17 protein-coding genes and 1 tRNA gene are annotated in these 19,203 nt (G+C 70.9%); 7 read left to right on the top strand and 11 right to left on the bottom strand.

The features are described 5' to 3' along the window. Positions 1 to 28 precede the first annotated feature (28 nt). Positions 29 to 1,054, bottom strand: coding sequence for an enoyl-CoA hydratase/isomerase family protein (locus DAA34_RS04085; RefSeq protein ID WP_106817733.1), 1,026 nt, complete (start codon positions 1,052 to 1,054; stop codon positions 29 to 31). Positions 1,055 to 1,135: 81 nt separating this feature from the next. Here DAA34_RS04085 and DAA34_RS04080 point away from each other — a divergent pair, with 81 nt between their 5' ends. Next, the gene (locus DAA34_RS04080; RefSeq protein ID WP_106817732.1) at positions 1,136 to 2,101 is read left to right on the top strand and encodes an endonuclease/exonuclease/phosphatase family protein; all 966 of its coding nucleotides are present in this window, start codon (positions 1,136 to 1,138) and stop codon (positions 2,099 to 2,101) included. Here DAA34_RS04080 and DAA34_RS04075 read toward each other — a convergent pair. The 7 genes from DAA34_RS04075 to dcd all read right to left on the bottom strand — a co-directional run bounded on the left by DAA34_RS04075 (position 2,091) and on the right by dcd (position 8,788). Next, a complete protein-coding gene (locus DAA34_RS04075; RefSeq protein WP_106817731.1) occupies positions 2,091 to 3,011 on the bottom strand; it encodes an ABC transporter substrate-binding protein in 921 nt (306 codons plus the stop codon). The two genes, DAA34_RS04080 and DAA34_RS04075, sit on opposite strands and share 11 nt — an antisense overlap. A gap of 64 nt (positions 3,012 to 3,075) precedes the next feature. Next, complete coding sequence (locus tag DAA34_RS04070; RefSeq protein WP_106819786.1) at positions 3,076 to 3,828, bottom strand: ABC transporter permease; 753 nt, start codon at positions 3,826 to 3,828, stop codon at positions 3,076 to 3,078. Further along, the gene (locus DAA34_RS04065; RefSeq protein WP_106817730.1) at positions 3,825 to 4,478 is read right to left on the bottom strand and encodes an ABC transporter permease; all 654 of its coding nucleotides are present in this window, start codon (positions 4,476 to 4,478) and stop codon (positions 3,825 to 3,827) included. The genes DAA34_RS04070 and DAA34_RS04065 overlap by 4 nt, the downstream gene beginning before the upstream one ends. Beyond that, complete coding sequence (locus DAA34_RS04060; protein ID WP_106817729.1) at positions 4,478 to 5,596, bottom strand: ABC transporter ATP-binding protein; 1,119 nt, start codon at positions 5,594 to 5,596, stop codon at positions 4,478 to 4,480. The genes DAA34_RS04065 and DAA34_RS04060 overlap by 1 nt, the downstream gene beginning before the upstream one ends. A gap of 103 nt (positions 5,597 to 5,699) precedes the next feature. After that, on the bottom strand, positions 5,700 to 7,259 hold the full coding sequence (locus tag DAA34_RS04055) for an amidase (RefSeq protein ID WP_234354098.1): 1,560 nt from the start codon (positions 7,257 to 7,259) through the stop codon (positions 5,700 to 5,702). A 193-nt stretch (positions 7,260 to 7,452) separates the two neighbouring features. Further along, positions 7,453 to 8,211 carry an alpha/beta hydrolase gene (locus DAA34_RS04050; RefSeq protein WP_158707606.1) on the bottom strand — a complete coding sequence of 253 codons (759 nt, stop codon included), beginning with the start codon at positions 8,209 to 8,211 and terminating at the stop codon, positions 7,453 to 7,455. 1 nt (position 8,212) lies between these two features. Next, positions 8,213 to 8,788 carry a dCTP deaminase gene (dcd, locus tag DAA34_RS04045; protein WP_106819782.1) on the bottom strand — a complete coding sequence of 192 codons (576 nt, stop codon included), beginning with the start codon at positions 8,786 to 8,788 and terminating at the stop codon, positions 8,213 to 8,215. Between the two features lie 54 nt (positions 8,789 to 8,842). Between dcd and DAA34_RS04040 the strand changes: the two genes are divergently transcribed. Together DAA34_RS04040 and DAA34_RS04035 are read left to right on the top strand one after the other, a co-directional pair. Then, the gene (locus DAA34_RS04040) at positions 8,843 to 10,345 is read left to right on the top strand and encodes a DUF2079 domain-containing protein (protein ID WP_158707605.1); all 1,503 of its coding nucleotides are present in this window, start codon (positions 8,843 to 8,845) and stop codon (positions 10,343 to 10,345) included. 38 nt (positions 10,346 to 10,383) lie between these two features. Then, positions 10,384 to 12,564, top strand: a complete 2,181-nt coding sequence (locus DAA34_RS04035) for an NAD(+) synthase (protein ID WP_106817726.1) — start codon at positions 10,384 to 10,386, stop codon at positions 12,562 to 12,564. A 24-nt stretch (positions 12,565 to 12,588) separates the two neighbouring features. Here the strand turns inward: DAA34_RS04035 and DAA34_RS04030 are convergent, their stop codons facing one another. Then, the gene (locus DAA34_RS04030; RefSeq protein WP_325027419.1) at positions 12,589 to 14,298 is read right to left on the bottom strand and encodes a DHA2 family efflux MFS transporter permease subunit; all 1,710 of its coding nucleotides are present in this window, start codon (positions 14,296 to 14,298) and stop codon (positions 12,589 to 12,591) included. 115 nt (positions 14,299 to 14,413) lie between these two features. Between DAA34_RS04030 and DAA34_RS04025 the strand changes: the two genes are divergently transcribed. Continuing rightward, positions 14,414 to 14,487 (top strand) — tRNA-Gly (locus DAA34_RS04025). Between the two features lie 48 nt (positions 14,488 to 14,535). Here the strand turns inward: DAA34_RS04025 and DAA34_RS04020 are convergent. After that, positions 14,536 to 15,279 (bottom strand): DUF6994 family protein, encoded by a 744-nt coding sequence (locus tag DAA34_RS04020; RefSeq protein ID WP_106817725.1) that lies wholly within the window; start codon positions 15,277 to 15,279, stop codon positions 14,536 to 14,538. A 115-nt stretch (positions 15,280 to 15,394) separates the two neighbouring features. Beyond that, positions 15,395 to 16,840 carry a hypothetical protein gene (locus tag DAA34_RS04015; protein WP_106817724.1) on the bottom strand — a complete coding sequence of 482 codons (1,446 nt, stop codon included), beginning with the start codon at positions 16,838 to 16,840 and terminating at the stop codon, positions 15,395 to 15,397. A 242-nt stretch (positions 16,841 to 17,082) separates the two neighbouring features. Here DAA34_RS04015 and DAA34_RS04005 point away from each other — a divergent pair, with 242 nt between their 5' ends. The 3 genes from DAA34_RS04005 to DAA34_RS03995 are packed head-to-tail and all read left to right on the top strand — an operon-like array spanning position 17,083 to position 18,917. Continuing rightward, positions 17,083 to 17,394, top strand: coding sequence for a restriction endonuclease (locus DAA34_RS04005; protein ID WP_106817722.1), 312 nt, complete (start codon positions 17,083 to 17,085; stop codon positions 17,392 to 17,394). Between the two features lie 48 nt (positions 17,395 to 17,442). Beyond that, complete coding sequence (locus DAA34_RS04000) at positions 17,443 to 17,934, top strand: hypothetical protein (RefSeq protein ID WP_158707604.1); 492 nt, start codon at positions 17,443 to 17,445, stop codon at positions 17,932 to 17,934. Beyond that, the gene (locus DAA34_RS03995) at positions 17,931 to 18,917 is read left to right on the top strand and encodes a hypothetical protein (protein WP_158707603.1); all 987 of its coding nucleotides are present in this window, start codon (positions 17,931 to 17,933) and stop codon (positions 18,915 to 18,917) included. The genes DAA34_RS04000 and DAA34_RS03995 overlap by 4 nt, the downstream gene beginning before the upstream one ends. Positions 18,918 to 19,203 lie beyond the last annotated feature (286 nt).

The following is a 19,203-nucleotide window of genomic DNA, read 5'->3' as shown; positions in this document are numbered from 1 at the left end:
GAGATCCCCGGGGCGCCCTTCGTCGTCCTCAGGCGAAGAAGGCCTCGACCTCGGCACGGGTGACGTCCTCGACCCGCGCGTGCCGCCACCGCGGCGAGCGGTCCTTGTCGACGAGCTGCGCGCGCACCCCCTCGGCGAACTCCGCGTGCTCGATCGAGTTGCGGGCGACGACCCGGTCCCGGTCGAAGACCTCCGCGAGGGACTCGGCGCGGCCCGCCTGCCGCAGTGCCTCAAGCGTGACCGCCACGGCGAGCGGCGACCGCGCGCGGATCGCCTCGAGCGCGACGGCAGCGCCCGGCTCAGGCGCGGCCTCGAGCCGTCGGACGATCTCGGCGACGTCGTCCCCGGCGTAGGAGCGGTCGATCCATCCGCGCTCCTCCTGCAGCGGCGCGTCCGGGCGATCACCCTCCGGCAGCCCGCCAGCGAGGAAGGCGTCGACCGCCGCGCCGACCTCCGCATCGAGGGCGGTCGAGTCGACGAGGACGTCCGCGAGCCCCAGGGCGATCGCGTCGGCTCCACCGAAGGTCGCCCCGGTGAGCGCGACGTGCGTGCCGAGCTCACCGGGCGCACGCGCGAGCAGGTAGGTCATGCCCACGTCGGGGAAGAAGCCGATGATCGTCTCGGGCATCGCCAGCACCGACCGCTCGGTGACGATCCGGTGCGCCGCGAACGCGCTGAGCCCGAGCCCGCCGCCCATGACGACACCGTCCATCACCGCGACGACGGGCACCGACGAGGTCGCCAGCCGCAGGTCGACGTCGTACTCCCGCTCGAAGAACCGCCCGGCGTCCAGGTCACCCGCGAGCCCCGCGGCCCGCACCGCGACGACGTCGCCGCCGGCGCACAGACCGCGCTCGCCCGCGCCGGCGAGGACGATCACCCGCACCGACCCGTCGTGCTCCCACCGGTCGAGGGCGGCGTCGATCTGCTCGATCATCCCCGTCGTGAGGGCGTTAATCGCCCGCGGCCGGTTGAGGACGATCCAGCCGACCCCGTCCCGGGCGCTCGTCACGACCTCGTCGTCGGTGTCCGTCGAGGGGCGTTCGATAACCATGGCCCCACCCTGCCATCCCGCCCGGTCCGTGGGAGGGGCTGCGCCGTTCGGGCCCGGCCCGCCCGCTGGAAGACTGACGGCATGGCCGGGTCAGGGATCGCGCTGCTGCAGCGCTGGTGGAACCGTCTCACCCTTGCCGGTCTCGTCCTCTGCGCCCTCGTGGCACCCCTGGCCTGGTGGGCCGGCGGGACGTCATGGATCGCTGTCGTCGTCGGCACCCTGCTGCTGCCGCTCGCGGCCGTGGCGGCGGTGTGCGCGCTCCTCGGCGGGCGGCACCGGTGGCTGACCCGCGCCGCGATCCTCGCGACGGTGATCATCCCGGTCCTCCCGCTCGTCGGCTACGCGATCCCCGGGACGACGCCGTCCACCCCGGGACCCCCGCCCGAGCCGACCGACACGGCGACCGTCGTCGCGCTCAACACGCTGCAGGGCCGGGCCGACGCCGGCGTGCTCGCCCGGGTCGCGGCCGACGCCGACGTCGTCGTCCTCGCCGAGGTCGCGCCGGGCACCCTCGAGGGGTACGCCCGTGCCCTGCGGATGCGGGTCGTGTGGTCCGAGTTCGACGAGGCGATCGAGACCTCGACGGTGATCCTTGCGCGCGACGCACGGGTGGTGAGCCCCCGCACCGTCACCGGCGCCGGGACCCCGACGGGCGAGGTGACGATCGACGGCGACCGAAGCGACCTGCGCGTCATCGGCACCCGCCTGGTCAACCCCGCGTTCCAGCCCCCACGGCTCTGGGACACGGGCTTCCGAGCGATCGGTGCACGGGTGGAGCAGTCGGGGCCGGTCGTCGTCCTCGGTGACCTCAACGCCCCCGTGACGACGATCCGCTACCGCCGCTTCGTCCGCGACACCGGCCTGACCGAGTGCGCGGACGCCCTGGGCCTGGGGACGCCGGGGACCTGGTCGCCGGTCGTCGACGGCCGGTGGGCGCCGCTGATGATCGACCACGTCCTCACCCGGGACGCGCGGTGCGAGTCCTTCGACGCGCCGCGCATCCCGGGCAGCGACCACCGGGCGGTGGTGGCGACGGTCAGCTGGTGATGCCCTCGTCCTCGAGGAACTCGTCGGCCACCTTCTCCGGGTCCTCCTTGTCGATGTCCGTCTTCTGGAGCATCGCCGTGAGCTTCTCCGTGGTGAGGGCCTTCGAAACCTTGTTCAGCGAGGGGGACACCTGCTCCTCGACGTCCGTCGTCACGAGCGGCACGACGTTCTGGCTGCCGAAGAGGTTCTTCTCGTCCTCGAGGACGACGAAGTCGTTGGCCGCGATGTTCGGGTCGGTCGAGAAGAGGTTGGCGGCGTGGACCTGGCCGTTCTTCAGGGCGTTGACGAGCGCAGCGCCCTTGAGCGCCCGGAACTGCCCGAACTCGACGCCGTACTGCGACTTCAGGCCCTTGACTCCCTGCTCGCGGTTCTGGAACTCCGACGGCGCGCCGAGGGTCAGCTCGCCGGCGACCGGCTCGAGGTCGTCGATCGTCGTCAGGTTCTTCTCGTCGGCGGTCTTGCGCGAGACCGCGATCGAGTCCTTGTCCTCCGCGGCGGACTTCTCGAGGACGGTCAGGCCCTCCGGGAGCTCCTTCTGCAGGCCCGAGTAGACCTTTTCCGGGTCGGTCTCGGAGAAGGTCTTGTCGTAGTAGACGGCCAGGGCGCCGGTGTACTCGGGCATGACGTCGACGGACCCGTCCTCGAGCGCCTTGAGGTAGATCTCGCGCGAGCCGATGTTCGTCCTCGTCGTCGCGTTCACCCCGTCGGCCTCGAGTGCCCCTGCGTAGATGTGCGCCAGGAGGATGGACTCGGAGAAGTCGGCCGACCCGACGACGACCTCGCCCGCGCCGCCCTGGGCCGAGCCGGAGGACGAGGTGGCGAGGGGGTCGGGGCCGCCCCCGCCGCAGGCGGAGAGGGACAGGGCGCCGACGAGCGCAAAGGCTGCGGCGGCGGTGGTGGTGCGGGACATGGGGATCTCCTGGCTGGATCGGTGGTGCGTCGGTGGTCGGTGGTCGGTGGTCGGTGGTCGGTGGTCAGGTGTGGCTGGCCGCGACGGCGGTCGCGGCGGCATCGTCGGGGCCGGTCGTCCGACGCGGCCGGGCGCGCCCGGTGCCGGTGCGGAGCCCCGGGGAGACGAGGACGCGGGTGAGCAGGGCGAGGAGGACGTCGAGCGCGACGGCCAGGACCGCGACGAGGACGGCCCCGCCTGCCGTCGCCGCGTAGTCCCCGGCGGCGATCCCGTCGATGAGGTACCGCCCCAGGCCACCGAGCCCGATCGCCGCGGCGATCGTCGCGGTCGAGGCGACCTGGAGGGTGGCCGAGCGGAACCCGGAGAGCAGGAGCGGCAGGGCGCACGGCAGCTCGACCTGCCGCAGGACGCCCCAGCGGGTCAGGCCCAGGCCCCGGGCCGCGTCCCGGGCGGCCGGGTCGACCGCGTCCACACCGGCGTAGGTCCCGGACAGGATCGGGGGGATCGCGAGGAGGACGAGGACGACGATGCTCGGGATGGTGAAGGCGAGGTCCGAGGCGATGTGCGGGCCGATCCACAGCGACAGGGCGAAGAGCAGGCCGAGCGTGGGGACGGCGCGGGCGGAGTTCGCGAGCGCGACGAGCCACCGGCCCCGACCGCTGTGCCCGATCCACAGTCCGAGCGGGATCGCGATCGCCGACGCGATGAGCAGGACGAGCGCGGTGATCGACAGGTGCTCCTGCAGCCGGGTCGGGATGCCGTCGGGCCCCCGCCAGCTGTCGGCGGCGGTGAGCCAGGCCCAGATCGACGTGGTCATGCCGCCCTCCCGGAGGTGCTCGCGCGCGTCCACGGGGTGAGCACGCGGGTGACCAGCTGGATGAGCACGTCGAACGCGAGCGCGACGAGGATGCAGGCGAGGATGCCGGCGACGAGCTCGGCCGGGATGTCACGGTTGTAGCCGTCCGTGAGCAGGTCCCCCAGCTGGGGTACGCCGATGAGCGAGGCGACCGAGAGCATGCTCACGTTGCTCACCGCCGCGACCCGCAGGCCGGCGGCGATGACGGGCGCCGCGAGCGGGAGCTGGACCCCGAGGAAGCGCCGGAGCGGGCCGTAACCCATCGCGACGGCAGCCCGGTCGACCTCCTCGGGCACCGACCCCAGGCCGTCGACGACGGTGCGCACGAGCAGCGCGACGGTGTAGATCGTCATCGCGACGATGACGTTCGTCGGGTCGAGGATCTTCGTGCCGAGGACGAGCGGCATGAGGATGAACAGCGCGAGCGAGGGGACGGTGTAGAGCAGACCGGTGACGGTGAGGACCGCGCCACGGCCCGCGGGCCAGCGGTGCGCTGCCCAGCCGAGCGGGATGGACAGCGCGAGCCCGATGAGCAACGGCAGGAACGCGTACCAGGCGTGCAGCGTGAGCAGCCGGCCGATGAGGTCCAGGTGCTCGCCGACCCACTCCATCAGGACGTCTCCCCGGCCGGCGCCGGGCTCTCGTCGGGAGCGTCGGGCCGTTCGGTGCGCTCGATCGCAGCGACCACCTCCGGCGCCCGGACCGTCCCGACGACGCAGCCGTCACCGTCGACGACGACCCCGCGCCGGCTCGGCGACGACAGCGCCGCGTCGAGGGCCGCCCGGAGGGAGCCGTCGACGGGCGCCAAGGTGCCGCCGAGCGCGAGGTCGTCCTTGGTCACGGGCCCAGCGACCCGCTCGCGCTCGACCCATCCGAGCGGCCGGTCGGCGGGGTCCACGACGAGCACCCAGCGATCGCCGACGGACCCGACCGGCTGGCCGAGCGGCGTCGTGGTCTCCGGGTGGATCGGCAACCGGGCGTGGGTGAACCCGAGACCGCGGTAGCCGCGGTCCCGGCCGAGGAAGTCGGCCACGAACGGGTCGGCCGGGTGGGTCAGGAGCGTCGCCGGGTCGGCCGCCTGCGCGAGCCGTCCCCCGACCCGCAGCACGGCGACCTGGTCACCCAGCTTGATGGCCTCGTCGATGTCGTGGGTGACGAGCACGATCGTCGTGCCGAGCTCCCGCTGCAGCCGGAGGAACTCGTCCTGCAGCTGCTCGCGGACGACCGGGTCGACCGCCGAGAACGGCTCGTCCATGAGCATGACGGGCGGGTCGGCCGCGAGCGCCCGGGCGACCCCGACCCGCTGCTGCTGGCCGCCGGAGAGCTGGCTGGGGTAGCGCTTCGCCATCGCGGGGTCGAGGCCCACCATCTCGAGCAGCTCGGTCGCGCGTGCCCGGGCCCGGGTGCGGTCCCAGCCAAGCAGGAGCGGCACCGTCATCACGTTCCGCTCGACGGTCCGGTGGGGGAAGAGTCCGCCGTGCTGGATCACGTACCCGATACCTCGCCGCAGCTGCGCGGCGTCCATCGAGGCGACGTCCTGGCCGTCGACGGTGATCGTCCCGGCCGTCGGCTCGATCATCCGGTTGATCATCCGCAGCGTCGTCGTCTTGCCGCAGCCGGAGGGCCCGACGAGGGCGGTGATTCGGCCCTTCGGCGCGACGAGGCTCAGGTCGTCCACCGCCGTCGTGCCGTCCGGATAGGTCTTCGTGACACCGTCGAGCCGAATCACCGGCTCCCCTTCCGCAGCTGGGTGACGCCGGGTGCGTCCCCATCGGGCCGGTCCGGCGACCCCCGTCCGGGGGCCACGTCACGGACCAGCAGGCCCGAGAACATTAACTGATGGAAACGTTTCGCGCCGAGGGTGAGCCGTCGACGCTCGCGAACGGCCGGGCCGCCTCAAGCTCGAACGCGATCTCGAGGAGGGTCCGTTCGCTGCCGCGCGCCCCGCTGAACATCACCCCGACGGGGCGGCCGTCCGGCGTCGCGCCGAGCGGCAGGCTGATCGCGGGGGCCCCGGTCGCGTTGTGCAGCGGGGTGAAGCAGCAGTAGTCGACGAGCCGGCGGAAGTGGTCCTCGAACGGCTGGTCGGCCGAGAGGTAGCCGATCGGCGGGGTCTGGTGCGACAGGACGGGTGTGAGGACGAGGTCGACGTCGGCGATGGAGCGCTCGTAGGCCCGTGACGACGCCTGCAGCCGTGCGAGGACGAGCGGGGCCTTGAGGATCCGCCGGGAGAACCGCTGGGCCAGGCCGAGGGTCAGCGGGTCGAGCCGCGTCGCGTCGAACCCCGGGCCGAACTGCTTCCGGCCGTTCTTGCTGATGGCGAACGCGAGGAGCGCCCAGTAGTCCTCGAAGTCGGACTTGAAGAAGCGCGGGACGGGCGGGGCGAAGTCGACCGTGTCGTGGCCCAGGTCGTCGAGCAGTGCGCGGGTGGCCTCGACGGCGGCCCGGGTCGGGGCGTCGGTCGCAGGTCCGACGGGCGAGTCGATCGTGACGCCGACCCGCAGCCGTCGGGCTCCGGGGCCTTCGACCTCTCCGACGGGCTGCAGACGCGGGTTGCGGTACCGCTGCTCGAGCGCTGCGACCATCCGGGCGGTGTCGCGGACCGACCGGGTGAGGACGCCGTCGTTGACGACCTTGACCGGGGTGTCGGCGGTCGACGGGTCGCCGAGGGTGCGCCCGCGCGACATCTTCAGCCCGACGAGCCCGCACGCCGCGGCGGGGATGCGGATGGATCCGCCACCGTCGTTCGCGTGGGCGATCGGCAGGGCGCCCGAGGCGACGAACGCCGCCGAGCCGCCGGAGCTCCCGCCGGAGGAGTACCCGGTGTGCCACGGGTTGCGGGTGACGTCCCCGCCGAGCCGCTCGGTCGTCGCGGTCCAGCCGAACTCGGGGCAGGTCGTCGAGCCGATGGGGATCATCCCCGTGTCGAGGATCTGCTTGACGACGCCGCCGTCCGTGCTCAGCCGCCGAGGAACGACGGCCCGGGAGCCCATCGTCAGCGGCATCCCGGCGACGGTGACGTTGTCCTTGAAGGCGCCCGGGACCCCGGCGAACGCGGCGACGGCGTCCCCTCTCGTCGGGACGGTCGCGGCGCGGCGGCGGGCGCGGTCGAAGTCCTCGAACTGCAGGCCGTTGAGCCGCCCCTGGACCGCCTCCACCCGGGCGATCGCGGCCTCGACCGCCTCGGCGGCACTGATCTCCCCCGAGGCGATCCGGTGGGCGACGTCGGTCGCGTCGCCCGTGCCGAGCGCGTCGTCGGCGAAGGCGCTCACCCGCTCGCCGGGGATCTCGGTCGCGTCGGGGTCACGCGGGTCCCAGCGGCGGCCCGGGGAGTCGCGGCCGTCCGTGCTCACGGAGGCGGAGACGACGGGGCGGTCGGTCGAGGCGGTCACCTGCGCCAGTCTGCCGTCTGTTACCGGTGAGTCAACCCAGGCCGGAGCCGCGATGGGCGCCCCACGCGGCGGCCACACCTCGCTCGGGGGGCGCTCATGCAGGCGCCGCGGTTCGGGTCGGACGCACCGGCCATCGCCGCGGCGTCCGGACATGACCGCAGCAGCCGCGTCCACGCACCCGCCGCGGCGCGACTCAGCCTCGGGGGCGGAGGGCCTCGCGCAGGAACCGGGCCGTGCGGCGGTGCCAGTGCTTGGCCCCGACCATCATCGAGTGCTGGCCGTACGGCAGCTCGAGGTGCGTGACCTGCGCGCCGAGCTCCCGGTAGCGCTGCGCCGCGAGCTCGGAGTGGTCGGGCCGGACGACGAGGTCGAGCCGGCCGTGGAGCAGGAGCACCTGCAGCCCACGGTTGGCCCGCACCCGCGGCAGGTCCTCCTCCGGGACCCACGGCGCGAGGAAGACCGCGGCGGCCACGTTCCGGCTGCCGGTGAGGTGCAGGAGGGTCCGGCCACCCATCGAGTGGCCGATGATCCCGATCGGCAGGTCGGGGTAGTGCGCGCGGATCCGCCGGAGCGCCCACCGGGCGTCGCGGACGGGGTCCTCGACACCCTCGTTCCAGCCGCGGACGCCGAACCGCAGCTGGGCGACCGCGACCCGCCCCCGGCCACGGGCGGCCGACTCGAGCGCGAACGGGACCATCCGGAGCACGGCGGGGTCCCACCAGCGGGCCGCGCTCGTCGACCTCTCCGACCCGCCGTGGAGGACGAGGACGACGGCTCGGGCCCGGCGGGGACGGACGACCCAGCGCAGCGCCGGCCGTGGTCCGGTGCGGCGCGGTTCCTCCGTCACGGCAGCGTCGTCGTCGGGCCGGACCACCTCGACGATGTCGGCGAGGGAGCCGGACCGGGGCGCCTGCCCGTCGTGGGTGCCGACGCCGCCGGGACGGACGGTCACGTCAGACCGGCGTCCGGTGGAAGTTCGCGAACGACCGGCTGGCCGTCGGCCCGCGCTGGCCCTGGTAGTGCGAGCCGTACTGCTTGCTGCCGTAGGGGTGCTCAGCCGGGCTGGACAGCCGGAAGAAGCACAGCTGACCGATCTTCATCCCCGGCCACAGCATGATCGGCAGCGTCGCGACGTTGCTCAGCTCGAGCGTCACGTGCCCGGAGAAGCCCGGGTCGACGAAGCCGGCGGTGGCGTGGGTGAGCAGACCCAGCCGGCCCAGGCTCGACTTGCCCTCGACCCGGGCGGCGAGGTCGTCGGGGAGGGTGACCTGCTCGAGGGTCGAGCCGAGGACGAACTCGCCGGGGTGGAGGACGAAGCCGTCCGCGGGGTCCACCTCGACGAGCCGGGTCAGCTCCGGCTGGTCCTCCGCGGGGTCGATGACCGGGTACTTGTGGTTGTCGAACAGCCGGAAGAACTTGTCGAGGCGCACGTCGACGCTGCTCGGCTGGATCATCGAGGCGTCCCACGGGTCGAGCCCGACCCGGCCGGCCTCGACCTCGGCGCGGATGTCGCGGTCGGAGAGGAGCACGGGTGCAGGCTACGGCAGGCACCGGCGCGGGCGAGGTCGACTAGCCTCCCCCGGGTGCCGACCCTCCGACGCCCGGACCGCAGCACGCTCCTGCGGACCCTCGGACTCGTCGCCATCGGCACCCTCTACCTCGTGCACACCCTGTCCCGGTGGAACCGCTGGCAGGCCGCCGGCTACGACCTCGGGATCTTCGACCAGGCGGTGCGGGCCTACGCCCACGGCCGACGGCCGTACGTGTCGATCAAGGGCGTCGACTACCTCATCTGGGGCGACCACTTCCACCCGATCATCGCCGTAGCGGCGCCCTTCTACTGGATCTGGGACGACCCCCGCACCCTGCTGATCCTCCAGGTCGTCCTCGTCCTGCTCTCGGCGTGGCCGATCTGGCGACTGGCCCGCCGCTACCTGCCGCAGCCGTGGTCGGACGTGTTCGTCGGCGGGTACCTCCTCGGCTTCCCGATCCAGGCGATGGTCGACCACGACGTCCACGAGATCTCCTTCGGCCTGCCGATCGCGGCGGCCCTCGTCGAGGCGGTCGATCGTCGAGCGTGGCGGCCCGTCGTGCTCTGGGGTCTGCTGCTCCTGCTCGTCCGGGAGGACATGGGCATCGTCCTGGCCGTCCTCGGGCTCGTCCTGCTCACCATGCGCGGCGGGCGGCGGGTCGGGGCGGGCTTCGTCGTCGTCGGGGCGCTGCACTACGTCGCGGTGACGGGATGGTTCCTGCCCCGGTACGCGCCGGACGGGCAGTTCGCGTACTGGGAGTACGAGTCGCTCGGCCCCGATGCGCCGAGCGCGATCGTCGCGATCCTCACCGACCCGCTGCACGCCGCGGAGCTGTTCTTCCTCCCGCCGATCAAGACGGTGACGATGCTCCTGCTCGTCGTCCCGCTGCTGGGCCTGCCGCTGCTGTCGCGGTACTCGCTCGTCGCGCTGCCGATCCTCGCCGAGCGCTTCTTCTCCGACCGCGAGCGCCTGTGGGGGCCGCACTTCCACTATCAGGCCATCATCTGGCCCTTCCTCGTCCTCGCCGCGCTCCACGGCGCCCGGAACCTTCAGCGGTGGCGCGCCACCCGGCGGCTGCGCCAGGGGCCGGGCGCGAGCCGGGCGCGCCTGGGGCGGACCGGCCGGATCCTGTCGGGGGTCCTCGCGCTCAGCGCCCCGCTCGGCATGCTCGCCGCGCCGACGGTCTGGCGCCTGGCCGACGAGTTCTCCGGCGTCTCCTACCGGCAGCAGCAGCGTGAGAGGGACCTTGCCGCGGCCCGGGCGATGATCCCGCCCGACCGGTGCGTCATCGCCGAGGACCGGCTCGCGATCCGCCTGACGAAGGACAACGTCGTCATGCGCGAGCTGCACCCGCAGCTGCCGCCCGACTACGTCGCCGTCGACCTGGCGCGGGAGGGCGAGTACGAGCCGCAGCGAAACCCCGTCCGGCACGTCCGCGAGGCGCGCGAGCTCGGGCTCGTCCGGCTCGCGACGTTCGGGGACGTCCAGGTGTGGGGTCCGCGCGAGGGCACCGGCGAGCCGCGGCGCGCCTGCGTCCCGTGGTACCGACGCTGAGCGCGCGACAGGCCGACGCCGGGCCGTAGCGTGGCCCCATGACCCGCTCGCCCTCGCTCGACGAGTTCGCCAACATCTACCGCCACGGGTTCGCCCGCGTCGCCGCGTGCACCCTGCCGACGGCCCTGGCCGACCCGCTCGAGGCCGCCCAGCGGCACGTCGAGCAGGTGCAGGAGTGCCACGCCGAGGGGGTCGCCCTCGCGGTCTTCCCCGAGCTGTCGCTGACCGGGTACTCGATCGACGACCTGCTCCTCCAGGACGTCCTGCTCCGTGACGTCGAGGCCGCGCTCGCCGAGCTCGCCGCCGCGACCTCGGGGCTGCGGCCGGTCGTCGTCGTCGGGGCCCCGCTGCGCAACGGCAACCGCCTCTTCAACTGCGCGGTCGTCCTCCACGACGGGTGCGTCCTGGGGATCGCACCCAAGTCGTACCTGCCCAACTACCGCGAGTTCTACGAGAAGCGGCACTTCGCCTCGGGCGAGGTCATGGCCGACGAGCTCATCACCATCGCCGGGGTGCCCGGGCCGACGGGCGAGCCGGGCGAGGAGATCCCGTTCGGGCCGGACCTCATCTTCCGCGCGAGCGACCTGCCGGACCTGTCGTTCCACGTCGAGGTGTGCGAGGACATGTGGGTGCCCGTGCCGCCGAGCGCGCTCGCGGCCCTCGGCGGGGCCCACGTCCTGGTCAACCTCTCGGGGTCGCCGATCACCGTCGCGAAGTCCGAGGACCGGCACCTGCTCACCCGGTCGGCCTCCGCCCGGTGCACCGCCGCGTACGTCTTCGCCGCGGCCGGCGAGGGCGAGTCGAGCACCGACCTGTCGTGGGACGGGCAGACGATGGTCTACGAGATCGGGGACCTGCTCGCCGAGTCCGAGCGTTTCCCCGAAGGGCCCAGGCGCAGCGTCGCAGACATCGACCTCGACCGGATCCGGCAGGAGCGGCTGCGGGTCCCCTCGTTCGACGACAACGCCCGGGCGCTCGGCGTCAACGGGATCGGCGGCGCGGGGATCGGCACGGCTGCCTCGACCGGGTCCTTCGGCGCGAGCTCGCTCGCCTTCCGGGAGATCCACTTCGAGCTGCGACCCCCGGCCGGTGACCTCGGGCTGCGGCGGCACGTCGACCGCTTCCCCTTCGTCCCCGACGACGAGGCGCGCCTGGCGCTCGACTGCTACGAGGCGTACACGATCCAGGTCGCCGGGCTCGAGCAGCGCCTGCGGGCGATCGCGACCGACACGTGGCAGCCGAAGATCGTCATCGGCGTCAGCGGCGGGCTCGACAGCACCCACGCGCTCATCGTCGCGGCGAAGGCGATGGACCGGCTCGGCCGACCGCGCAGCGACATCCTCGCGTTCACCATGCCGGGGTTCGCCACGAGCGATCGGACGAAGACGAACGCGATCGCCCTCTCGGAGGCGCTCGGGGTGACCTTCGAGGAGCTGGACATCCGGCCCGCGGCGACGCAGATGCTCAAGGAGATGGGGCACCCGTTCGGGCTCGACCCCGACGGGCCGCACGACGCGTCGGTCTACGACGTGACCTTCGAGAACGTCCAGGCCGGGCTGCGGACGGACTACCTGTTCCGGCTCGCGAACCAGCGCGGCGGGATCGTCCTGGGCACCGGGGACCTCTCGGAGCTCGCGCTCGGCTGGTGCACCTACGGCGTCGGCGACCAGATGTCGCACTACGGGGTGAACGCGGGCGTCCCGAAGACGCTCATGCAGCACCTCATCCGGTGGGTCGTCTCGTCCGGCCAGTTCGAGGAGGAGGTCGGGGCGACGCTGACGTCGATCCTCGGCACGGAGATCTCCCCCGAGCTCGTCCCGAGCACCTCCGGCGACGCCCCGCAGTCGACGCAGGCGAAGATCGGCCCGTACGCGATGCAGGACTTCACGCTCTTCCACGTGCTGCGGCGGGGGTACGTCCCGAGCAAGATCGCCTTCCTCGCGTGGCACGCGTGGCGCGACGCCGACGCCGGGGCGTGGCCCGCGGGGCTGCCGGACGACGAGAAGGGCGCCTTCGACCTCGGGGAGATCCGTCGGTGGCTGCGGGTGTTCCTCGAGCGCTTCTTCGCCAACCAGTTCAAACGGTCCGCGCTGCCGAACGGGCCGAAGGTTTCCCCCGGTGGGGCGCTGTCCCCCCGCGGTGACTGGCGGATGCCGTCGGACGCCCGGCCCACGGCGTGGCTCGCCGAGCTCGAGGCGGGCGTCCCCGCCGACGAATGACGCCGGCGGGGACGCCCGGTCCTGTCAGTGGAGGACGACGGGCGCGCGGGTGCCCTCGTCCTCGTCGTCGAGCAGGTGCGACTCCTCGTGCTTGCGCGGCAGGAAGAACGCCGGGAGGAGCGTGAGGGCGACGAGCCCGAGCGCGACCCAGTACGAGTGCGCGAACGCCTCGGCCATCTGCTGCCGCACCTGCGACATGAGCGCGGCCTGGCCGGCGGCCTGGTCCCTTCCGAACGGCGCGAGGACCTTGGCCACCTCGGGGAACTTCTCGAGGAGCGCACCGACCTGGCGGGGGTCCTTCACGCCCTCGGCAGCCTGGCCGAACTCCTGGGCCTGCCCGATGAGCGGCCGGTCCTTGAAGGCGTTCGTCAGGAGGACGGACATGATCGCGACGCCGATCGAGCTCGCGACCTGCTGGACGATGTTGAGCAGCGTCGAGCCGCGGGCGACGTCGTGGGCGCGCAGCGTCTTCAGCGCCGAAGTCATGATCGGCATCATCGTGCCGCCCATGCCCAGCCCCATGACGAAGAGGAAGCCGCAGAGCACCGGGTAGGGCGTGGTGTCGGTGATCTGGGTCAGGCCGGCGAAGCCGACGATGATCGCCAGGAGGCCGAACGGGACGATGCGACCGACGGGCATCTTGTCCGCGAGGGCACCGGCGATCGGCATCGTCAGCATGGCCCCGAGGCCCTGCGGGGCGACGAGGAGACCGGCGTTGAGCGTGGACTCGCCACGGACCTGCTGGAAGTAGGTCGGGACGAGCAGCAGGCCGCCGAAGAAGGCCGCTCCGAAGAGGAACATCGTGATCGTCGAGACCGTGAGGTTGCGGTTGCGGAACAGCCGCAGGTCCAGCAGGGGGTGCTTCGGGCGGAAGGCCCAGAACACGAACGCGACGATGAGCAGGACACCGATCGTCGCGGGGACGCCGACCTTCGTCGAGAAGAAGGTGCCCTCCTCAGGGATGGAGCTCACGCCGTAGAGGAAGAGCGCCAGGCCCGGGGACATGAGGAGCATGCCGATCCAGTCGAAGGTCTCGCTCGGCTCGACGTGGTCCTTCGGAAGGACCTTGAGGGCGTAGAGGATCGCGATGAGGCCCAGCGGGATGTTGATGGCGAAGATCCAGTGCCAGCTGAAGTCGTCGATGAGCCAGCCGCCGAGGATCGGCCCGAGGATGGGGCCGAGGAGCATCGGGACGCCGAGGATGGCCATGAGGCGACCCATCCGCTCGGGGCCGGCGGCGCGGGTCATGATCGTCATGCCGAGCGGCATGAGCATGCCGCCGCCGAGGCCTTGGAGGACGCGGAAGAAGACGAGCATCTCGATGGAGCTCGCCATCGCGCACAGGGCGGACCCGAGGGTGAAGAGTGCGACGGCGATCAGGTAGAGGCGCTTCGTTCCGAACCGGTCGGCCGCCCAGCCGGTGAGCGGGATGACCGTGGCCAGGGCGAGGGTGTAGGCGGTGACCGTCCAGGCGACGGTCGAATACGCGAGCTCCTCGCCGCCGTCGGCGAAGACCCGCTGGAAGGTCGGCAGCGCGACGTTGACGACAGTGATGTCGAGGATCGACATGATCGCGCCGATGACGACGACGCCAGCGATCTTCAGGACGCCGGCGTCGATCTTGTCGCTGTAGTCGGGGTGGTCCGGGTGGGTGCGGTCGTAGATCCGGCCGTCCCGCATCTCGGGGCGGGCGGGCGTGGGCGCGTCGGGCTCGGCGCCGGGCACGGTGGACACAGGGGTGTTCCGTTCTGCTTCAGGGGGGAGGTGGCCCGACCAGCGACGCTGCGGGACGGGGAGGGGCGCTGCGCGCCGCGTGCGGTACGCTACTCGCTGCGCTCGATGGGCGCGCGCCGATGTAGCTCAATGGTAGAGCGCCAGCTTCCCAAGCTGGACACGCGGGTTCGATTCCCGTCATCGGCTCCAACGGACGGAGGGCCGCACCGAGCAGTCGGTGCGGCCCTTCGTCGATCTTCACGTGCGGGCGTGTCGTTCCCACGCCTCGATCCTGAGATTCCGCCGACGCACGAACTCCATCGAACGGTTCCGGAACTCCGCGTACTGGGCCGCGTCCTCGGGAACTGCCCTCCCGTTGAAGCCGTCGAACGGGAGGAAGAACTGCACCCGGCCGTCGGGCGCCAGGTCGTTGAGCAGGAAGTAGTCGACGTACCCCTGGAACGACTCGAACAGGGCGAAGAACTCGGGGTACCGCGCAAGCGTGGCGCCGAGCGGAGTGTCGAGATCGCCATCGTAGTAGCGACGGATGCACTCGAGCGTGAGATCCATCCGGTCGGCGATCTGGGAGCGGTGCATCCCGCGGGCCATGTTGATCGTCCAAGCGCCGTCGACCCGGTTGCTCGGAAAGATCATCATCCCGCCGATCGTGTACCCCAGCGTCTCGAACTCATCGACGTCTCCCTCGGGCATCTGCGCGATGAGGTCCCGCGTGGAGATCCATTCCTGATACGTCGCGATGACCGCGTCACTGCTCAGGAAGAACTCCCCGAGGTCGGACCGGTGGTGCAGGTACTCCCACTCGGTCGTCGTGTCGAGGTCGAACTGTCGACCGCACGGCAGGTCCTTGCTCCACAGGATCTGGTGGTAGCGCCGCAACGTCGGGCTCGTCCGATCCGGGTCGCCACCATCCGCGTCCGACCGGAAGTCGAACGTCGTGTCGATCCACGGTGTCCGAGCATCCCCCGCGACCCCAGTACCCATCTTTCCTCCCGCTCCCAGACCCTCGCTCGTCACTCTAGACCTCAGCTACGGCTCAGTGGCCCGCTCGCCGACCTTGTGCCCGGAGCGACCTTCGGCTGCGCCCGCCCGGGCGTGTCTACCGGGCGCCCAGGTGTTTTCCGATGGCCTCCAAGTCCGCCGTCGAGACATCCGCGCGTCTGATCGAGCGCTGAGGCGCCTGCCCACCCGCCTCAATCAGATGCATCTCGTGTGCATCGATCAGCACGGACGGGCAGCCCAGCTTCGCGGCGTACCGAGACACCTGCTGGAAGTCGGGCGAGTGCGACCATTCTTGCCCCGCGGAGTGCCGGATGCGGATCTTGGCCTCCACCACGCACACTGGCCGATCTCCCTCGAGGACGACGTAGTCAGCCAAACCTCGGCCCACGCGGTACTGCCGACTCCATGTCCGGTTCGTGTGGCCCAATGTCAGGCGAAGAAGGGGTTCAACCACGTGCTGCTCAACCAGGGCTTCCTTGTGCATCGGCCCTGACGGAATGTCTCGCCACGCCGCGAGATCTGTGGTGGCGGGGTCGGTCAGGTCAGGATCTCCAGTGACCGGGCTCAGCACTGCCGCCAGCGCGGCGGTCATCGGCCCGCTGGCCCGAATCTTGTCCATCAGAAGAGTGGCCGCCTCGGGACGCAACAGCTTGCCGCTCGCGCCCTTGAGGTTCAGGGGCGCCCCAGCCGCCTGTTGAAGTTCAGCGAAAGAGATTGGCGGAATCATCTCCGGTGGGCTGATGACGGTCCACCACCGTGCACCCCTGAGCCTGCGCCTGGCGTTGACCTGCTGATCCGAGTAGAACGCCGCCGTCGCCGCTCGTGCGACGAAGAGGATCGACTTGTCCGGATCGATGAAATAGCCGAACAGCAGGTCGCCGGGCTCAGTCTGCTTTGCGCATGTCCAGTCGTACCAGTACACCCCCCGTGCGGCGTCTGCGCGGGCCTCGTCGATCTCCCGCTGGCCAGGAATGGACGCCCCGTCTCCGAAGATCAGCCACGCGTTCTTGGGCGAGACCGTCAGGGGGTCGCACTCGGGGTGGATCGGATCGATGCCTGCGACGCCGGGGGCCGTCCACCAGTAGTGCCGCGACAGGTCGAGCGCCTCCTCGAGCGCCACTGTGCTCAGGTTCTCAGACCCTCTGGGGATATCGCACTCGTAGAGCATGACCCACTCGCCCGGCTCCCCCTGTCCGGTCCTCAGTCGTCCGTACCTTGGTCTGACCTGCTCGATCCATTCGGCGGCAACATCCGGGTCGAAGTCGACCTCTCCCTCTTCCGGACTCGCCCCTGAACCATCGCCGAGTTCAAGCGCTGCGAAGGCGTCCCATCCGGCCGAGTCGACGTCAGGGCCCAGTTCCACCAAGCAGTTCGACGCGTCCAGGATCACGAGAATGAGGCATTGATTGGGCCCCTCGATGCGGGCAGTCCCCCTGTGCCCGCGAAATTCGAAGTCCAGTTCATCGTCAACCGGCTGGACGACGGCCCCGGCCTGCGTGAGCGCGTGGTGAATCAATTCAAGCGACTCGGTCGCATCTGACATACGGCTGAATGTAGCGCGGCGCCCTGACCACGACACCCCGCCAACACACGGCCGCGACTTGCCGGCGCGCTCTCTCCAGGCCGAACCTCAGACCTCGGTCACCGAGCGGTCAAGCCGGCCGCGGGCGAAGGTGCGGAGGATCCGGCGGTGGGTCTGCCTGGGGAGCTCACGCGTCCCGGGCTCGCCCATCGGCGTCCCAGGAATCGCCGGGGTGGCGGCAAGCAGGTCATCGAGACCGTCGCGTGGCTGGGCGCGGACTGCTCGGACTGGAGTCACCGAAGATCGTCGTCCAGGTCAAGACCCCTCAGGTCGGATCGGAGGCGATCTCTCAACTCACCGGGCTCGTGGCCTCCCAAGGCGCCGACTATGGACTGATCGCTACGTGGGCCGGGCTGTCCAAGCCGGCTCGTGACGCAGTCAAGCATCAGCGTTTCAAGATCAAGGTGTGGGAGTCGGCCGACATCATCGAGACCGTCCAGAACAACTACGAGAAGTTGCCGGACGAGGTGCGCGTGCGACTGCCGCTGCAGCGGGTGTGGATGCTCGCGCGCTGATATCGACGGTCACGCTGTCGCTGCACGCCGTGTCGGTAGATGCGGGTAATGAATGAGTTCTGGCGCGAGGCCCTGGCCTACGCATCGGATGACTGCCAACGGGCATTCGGACGGATGATGCAGGGAGCCTACGGCGACGCGCCGGGTCCGGTCATCATGCGGCTGTACGCGGAGTTCGTTGTCGCGGCCCGCCGCGACCTTGGCGACGAGTCGAGCCTCCTCACTCCCACAGAAGTCTTCGCGCCGAAATTGACGGTCCTCTTCACCGCGAAGGACACCGATGTCTTCGGGTTCGACCGTGGAACGTTCAGCGCGCTGCGGCACGCCATGGGTGGCCCGTGCCCTGGGCTGGGTCGCTACTGGCACATCGTCCTGACGAGGAGCTCGCCAACACGGAGTGAAGGGAGCGACATGGGCTCCGACCGGCGTGGCAAGGCCGGGGGCTGCCAGCGGCCGGTTCCGCGGCGTCAGAGCGGTGGCGATAGCCCGCTGACTGCGGGCGCGCCGTGCCTGACCCTGTCGGTAGCCCTGAGCAAGTGACCTCCGTGACGATGTCGCCACCGAGTGTCAATATCTTGATCATGGCTGATGAGACGTGGCGCCCGCTTGGAGTCGAGACTGAAGACCAAATCGCGGAGTACGACGCGCTGCACGAGGGCGTGCCCGTGTGGCTCGACACTGCCCTATGGGCGTGGATCCGCAACACGATCACAACTCACCGCCGATACAGGGATGGCAGCGGCCGGTTCCCCATGGTTCAGGAGACGCTGGTAGAGGCCATGTGCCAGACGCTCCAGATTGGGCTACCGGCGATCCGTATGCGGGAGAATGGTGCAGCGCAAGGAGAGGCTCAGTTCAAGATCGTGATGGCGGCTCTGAAACAGAGCCAGAAGCCTCTGATGATCGTTGACTACCTACTCGCTCACGCAGACCAGGCCGACGACCGGGCTCTGGATGCGGCTCTCACGCGATCGAAGTCGGCTTGGCAGGTGGGGGAACGAACCGGCCGGGTGGCACTCGTCCGCCGCGTGCCGAAGGGCGTGCAGGTAGCCGCCGACGCGGTCATTGCCAGCGCCGACCGAGCGGGCGCACGACTGGCCAGCGCATGGGAGGCGCTGTACGGGATCGAGCCCAACGCCAGTGCCGCGTACGGCTTGGCAATCAAAGCGGTGGAGGACGCAGCAATCCCGGTGGTGTCGCCGAACAACCAATCGGCAACGCTCGGCACCGTGCTCAAACAGATGGAGAATCAAACTGACTGGCTGCTCCCCATGAAGCGCTTGCACGCCCAGGCCCCACCCACCGAAGTTCTGATCGGCATGGCCAGGGTGCTTTGGCACGGACAGCACGATCGACACGGTGGACAGCCGAGCGCGCCGGGGGATGTCTCCATGGAGGAAGCCACCGTTGCTGTCTCCCTCGCAGTGACCCTCGTGAACCTGTTCAGCGCGGGGCTGGTCGAGCGCGCCTCAAAGGAACGGAAATTCGGGCCCGGCATCAGTGCTGGTCCGACGGCCCCCTGAGTAACTGCCGGCCCTGCTTGGGTGACGTGTGAAGAAGTTGCACCGTGCGTGTGAAGGGTGCGACCGGCGCAGACAGGAAGCCTGGAAACTAAGGGCCGGAGCGAATTAGGGCAACACCCCTCCACGAGGACACGTCAGAGTCCGCGGGAGTTGTTTGCGGCATTCGTGCAGGGACCATGACGAACACCGTCCCCGTTGGTGCAACCCCGTGTGGCGCTCGTCGGGCGATCACACGGCGGTCCGGGGTACTCCCGGCACATGGACGATACTTGCGTCGAGGTTTCCT

The organism is Janibacter massiliensis (assembly GCF_900289115.1).
In the GTDB taxonomy this organism is placed as follows: Bacteria; Actinomycetota; Actinomycetes; order Actinomycetales; family Dermatophilaceae; genus Janibacter_A; species Janibacter_A massiliensis.
This window is presented reverse-complemented; position numbering and strand designations above follow the sequence as displayed.